The sequence below is a fragment of the Bradyrhizobium sp. UFLA05-112 genome, from assembly GCF_053572325.1.
The window spans coordinates 1-4696 of the sequence record NZ_JBANBK010000175.1; the positions used below are offsets into that span (position 1 = coordinate 1).

Genomic DNA, 4696 nt, shown 5'->3' on the forward strand with positions numbered 1-4696 from the left:
ATGGGAAGGAGCTTTGCAAGCGCGGCGCGGCGCGACTGCTCGTCCTCGGAGAGGATCATCTCGCGCACCGTGCGGATGCGCGTCTCCTCGAAGAACATGTGCTCGGTGCGGCAGAGGCCAATGCCTTCCGCGCCGAACTTGAGCGCGGTGCGCGCATCCTCCGGCGTGTCAGCGTTGACACGCACGCCGATCTTGCGGACCTGATCGGCCCAGTTCATCAGCGTGCCGAATTCGCCGGACAGTTCCGGCTCGATCATCGGCATACGGCCCGCAAGCACCTGGCCGAGCGAACCGTCGATGGTGATGACGTCGCCGGTCTTGAAGGTGCGCGAGCCGATGCTCATGGTGCCGCGGCCATAGTCGACACGGATCGTGCCGCAGCCGGAGACGCAAGGCTTGCCCATGCCGCGTGCGACCACCGCCGCGTGCGAGGTCATGCCGCCGCGGGTGGTGAGGATGCCCTCGGCCGCGTGCATGCCGTGGATGTCTTCGGGGCTGGTCTCGATACGAACCAGGATGACCTTGCGTCCGTCGGCCTGAAGCTTGGCGGCTTCATCCGAGGAGAACACGATCTCGCCGGAGGCAGCACCAGGCGAGGCCGGCAGGCCGGTCGCGATCACGTCGCGCTTGGCGTTGGGATCGATGGTCGGATGCAGGAGCTGATCGAGCGAAGCAGGATCGATGCGCGTCACCGCTTCCTTCTTCGAGATCAGCCCCTCATTGGCGAGCTCGACCGCGATACGCAGCGCCGCCTTCGCGGTGCGTTTTCCGCCGCGGGTCTGCAGCATCCAGAGCTTGCCGCGCTCGACGGTGAACTCCATGTCCTGCATGTCGCGGTAATGCTTTTCGAGCTGCGTGTAGATGCGCGTCAGCTCCTTGAACGCCTCCGGCATCGCCGTTTCCATCGACGGCTTGTCGGAGCCGGATTCTTGCCGCGCGTCCTCGGTGATGTCCTGCGGCGTGCGGATGCCCGCCACCACGTCCTCGCCCTGCGCGTTGATCAGGAACTCGCCATAGAGCCTGCTCTCGCCGGTCGAGGGGTTGCGGGTGAAGGCGACGCCGGTCGCCGACGTCTCGCCCATGTTGCCGAACACCATGGCCTGCACGTTGACCGCGGTGCCCCAGGATTCCGGGATGTCGTGCAGCTTGCGGTAGGTCACCGCGCGCGCATTCATCCAGGATGAGAATACGGCGCCGATCGCGCCCCAGAGCTGGTCGTGCGGATCCTGCGGAAACTCCTTGCCGGTCTCGTGCGCCACCGCATCCTTGTACTTGCCGACCAGATCGACCCAGTCCTCGGCAGTGAGATCGGTGTCGAGCGCGTAGCCCTGGCTGTCCTTGAATGTGTCGAGGATTTCCTCGAAGTGGTGATGCTCGAAGCCGAGCACCACGTCGGAATACATGGTGATGAAACGGCGATAGCTGTCATAGGCAAAGCGGCGGTCGCCCGACAGTTCGGACAGCGCTTCCACGGTCTCATCGTTGAGGCCGAGATTGAGCACGGTGTCCATCATGCCCGGCATCGATGCGCGCGCGCCGGAGCGCACCGAGACGAGCAGCGGGTTCTTGGCATCGCCGAACGCCTTGCCGGTCAGCTTGCCGACATAGTCGAGCGCCTTCTCGACCTGCGCTTTCAATTCCTTCGGGTAGGTCTTCTCGTGGGCGTAGAAATAGGTGCAGACCGAGGTCGGGATGGTGAAGCCTGGAGGCACGGGCAGGCCGAGATTGGCCATCTCGGCGAGATTGGCGCCCTTGCCGCCGAGCAGGTCGCGCATTTCGGATTTGCCCTCGGCCTTGCCGTCGCCAAAGGTGTAGACCCACTTGCCCGCCTTGACGGCGGGTGCCGGCTTCGCAGCCGGCTTGTTCGAGGGCTTGCTCGCTGCCTTGGCCGCCGGCTTGGCGACGGGTTTCGCAGCAGCCTTGACCGGGCTCTTCACAGCGCTCTTGGGCAGCGCCTTGCGAGCCGCCGGCACGGCTTTCGCCTTTGCAGAGGACTTTGATTTCGCTGGTATTTTCTTAGGCTTCGAGGCGGCTTTGGCCATGGCTTGCACACAACCTGCGAGAGGGATGGGAAATCGCGGGCCTTACACCACTTTGGGCGGGCTCGCGCAAGTCGAACAGTTCCGGAAAATGAACGGCACTATGGCTTTGGCATGATCTGCTCGGAAAACCGCTGCGCACTTTTGCGCTAACGCGGCCCTACGGGTCCGGATCATGCCCTAGAGATGCAGCCACTTCAAAAGGCCAAGCCCGATCGCGCCGTTCAGGATCAGAAAGATCGCGACGATCAGATTGAGGAGCCGCGGCATGATCAGGATGAGCACGCCCGCGATCAGCGACATGATCGGCGAGATGTGGGCGATGGTGAGGTGCATGAAATATCTTTCTCGAGGCTTGGGCGAGTGAGCCTTTGGGGTGATGCGAATCGCGGCCGGATCATACCGGTCCCGGTTCCGCGAGTAGAGACGCGCGAGCCCATATATGAGTTCCGCCCTTCGCGAAAACTGCCTGAAATTGCCGCGGATGCGGCGCTCAATCTTTCGGAACATTGAACAGGGTGCATGCATTGGCAACCGGGTCGCGCCACTGGCGTGGCGCCGAATCATCTTCGTGAGGAGTTGCCCATGCGGAACAGGATTCTTGCACTTGCAGCGCTTGGCGTCGCGCTCGGCGCACCCGTCGCGGCGCAGGCGCAAGCCCAAGCTCAAGCCGACGTCACGATCGGCCGCGCGCCCGTCGTGACCGAACGCAGCCCTGGCATCGCCGTCGAACAACGTCCGGCGTTTCGCGATTACGTCGTCGAGCAGCGCGTGCCGGCCTTCAGCGTGCCCGACCGCGTCGTGGTCGGCACCGTGCTGCCGGAAACCGGCATCACCTACTATGACGTGCCGCAGCGCTTCGGTCCGACGACCTATCGCTACACCGTCGTGAACGGCGAGACCGTGCTGATCGAACCGCGCTCGCGGCGAATCGTCGAGGTACTCGACTAGGTGTCCGGCGCGTCTCACTCGATTTGGCGCGAATAGAGTTTTCGGACATCAGGCCCCGCCCGGTCCATCCCCCCGCCGGGCGGGGCTTTTTCTTACGCGCGCTCTCGTGTCCCGGGCAAGCGAAGCGCAGACCCGGGACCCAGAAGCCGAGTGCACACGGCATGGGCCCCGGATCAGCAGCGCACCACGCCGCAAAGGGCGGCGCGCCGCGCAGCAGCCGGGGCACGAGATCGTCAATCTTGGATCTTCGATCAATCTTGGATCTTCGAGAAGTCCGCCACCGCGCGCGTGGCGCTACGAATTTCGTTCAGCAGCTTCAACCGGTTCTCGCGCACCTTCGGGTCCTCGTCGTTGACGCGGACCTTGTCGAAGAAGGCATCGACCGGCGGACGGAGCTTTGCCATTGCGCTCATCGCGCCGGCGAAATCTTCCTTGGCGACGGCAGCGCTTGCCTCCGCCTTCACCTCGCCGATCGCCTTAGCCAGCGCTTTCTCTTCAGGCAGGCTGTAGAGCGCCGCATCAGGCGCGCCGTCGAACGTGCGCTTATCCTTCTTCTCCTCGATCGACAGGATATTGCCGGCACGCTTCGTGCCGGCGAGCAGGTTCTTGCCGTCGTCACTGTCAAGGAACTTGCCGAGCGCCTCGACGCGGCGAACGATCATCAGGAGGTCGTCCTGGCCGCCGAGCGCGAACACGGCGTCGACGAGATCATGACGCGCGCCCTGCTCACGGAGCTGGACCTTGAGACGGTCGGCGAAGAAAGCGAGGAGATCGTTCGGGATCTTCTGCGCATCCGCGGGCTTCATCGACAAACCGGCAAGCGCCGACGCCGCCACCTTCAGGAGCGACAGGCGCAGCGTGTTCTCGGCAATCAGCCTGATCACACCCAGCGCCGCACGACGCAATGCATACGGATCTTTCGATCCCGTTGGCTTCTCATCGATCGCCCAGAAGCCGGAGAGCGTATCGAGTTTGTCCGCCAGCGCGACCGCCACGCCGACCAGATCTGTCGGAACCCGATCCGCCGGCCCTTGCGGCTTGTAGTGTTCCTCACACGCGGCCGCGACGGACGCGTCCTCGCCCTGCGCGAGCGCGTAGTACTTGCCCATCAGGCCCTGAACTTCCGGGAATTCGCCGACGACTTCCGTCAGCAAATCCGCCTTCGCCAGATGCGCGGCGCGCGTTGCCTTGGCGACATCGGCGCCGACGAGCGGCGCAATCTCGGCCGCCAGGCGCTCGATGCGCTTGATGCGCTCTGCCTGCGTGCCGAGCTTCTCATGGAACACGATCTGCTCGAACTTCGGCAGCCGGTCCTCGAGCTTCGTCTTCAGGTCGGTCTCGTAGAAGAATTTTGCGTCTGACAGCCGCGCGCGGATCACGCGCTCGTTGCCGGAGACGATCGCCTTGCCGCCGTCGGTCGCCTCGATATTCGCAACCAAAATGAATTTGTTGGCAAGCTTGCCCGTTTTGGGATCGCTCACAACGAAACACCTCTGGTTGTTGCGGATGGTGGCGCGGATCACTTCAGCCGGGATCGACAGGAATTCCTGATCGAACGATCCCATCAGCACGACCGGCCATTCAATGAGGCCTGCGACCTCGTCGAGCAGGTTTTGATCTTCGACCAGCTCAAAGCCCTGCGCAAAGGCAAGCTGCTTGGCGTCGGTCAGGATCGAGTCCTTGCGGCGCTCCGGATCGAGCACGAC

The 4696-nt window shown here is 63.8% G+C and carries 4 protein-coding genes; 1 reads left to right on the forward strand and 3 read right to left on the reverse strand.

From position 1 onward, the window contains the following. Together ppdK and SO180_RS41940 are read right to left on the reverse strand one after the other, a co-directional pair. Positions 1-2042, reverse strand: a 2042-nt coding sequence (ppdK, locus tag SO180_RS41935) for a pyruvate, phosphate dikinase (protein WP_449384628.1), incomplete at its 3' end; no start/stop codon positions are given. A gap of 177 nt (positions 2043-2219) precedes the next feature. Next, positions 2220-2375, reverse strand: coding sequence for a DUF3096 domain-containing protein (locus tag SO180_RS41940; RefSeq protein ID WP_449384629.1), 156 nt, complete (start codon positions 2373-2375; stop codon positions 2220-2222). 249 nt (positions 2376-2624) lie between these two features. On the opposite strand from SO180_RS41940, the gene SO180_RS41945 reads away from it, so the two are divergent. Continuing rightward, on the forward strand, positions 2625-2990 hold the full coding sequence (locus SO180_RS41945; RefSeq protein WP_449384630.1) for a DUF1236 domain-containing protein: 366 nt from the start codon (positions 2625-2627) through the stop codon (positions 2988-2990). Positions 2991-3241: 251 nt separating this feature from the next. On the opposite strand, the gene glyS is transcribed toward SO180_RS41945, so the two are convergent. After that, positions 3242-4696: glycine--tRNA ligase subunit beta (gene glyS, locus SO180_RS41950; protein WP_449384631.1), on the reverse strand; the 1455-nt coding region annotated here is incomplete at its 5' end.

Excerpts from the sequence above, each read along its gene's own strand:
- SO180_RS41940 (WP_449384629.1), bottom strand. The coding sequence starts at position 2,375 with ATGCACCTCACCATCGCCCACATCTCGCCGATCATGTCGCTGATCGCG.
- SO180_RS41945 (WP_449384630.1), top strand. The coding sequence starts at position 2,625 with ATGCGGAACAGGATTCTTGCACTTGCAGCGCTTGGCGTCGCGCTCGGC.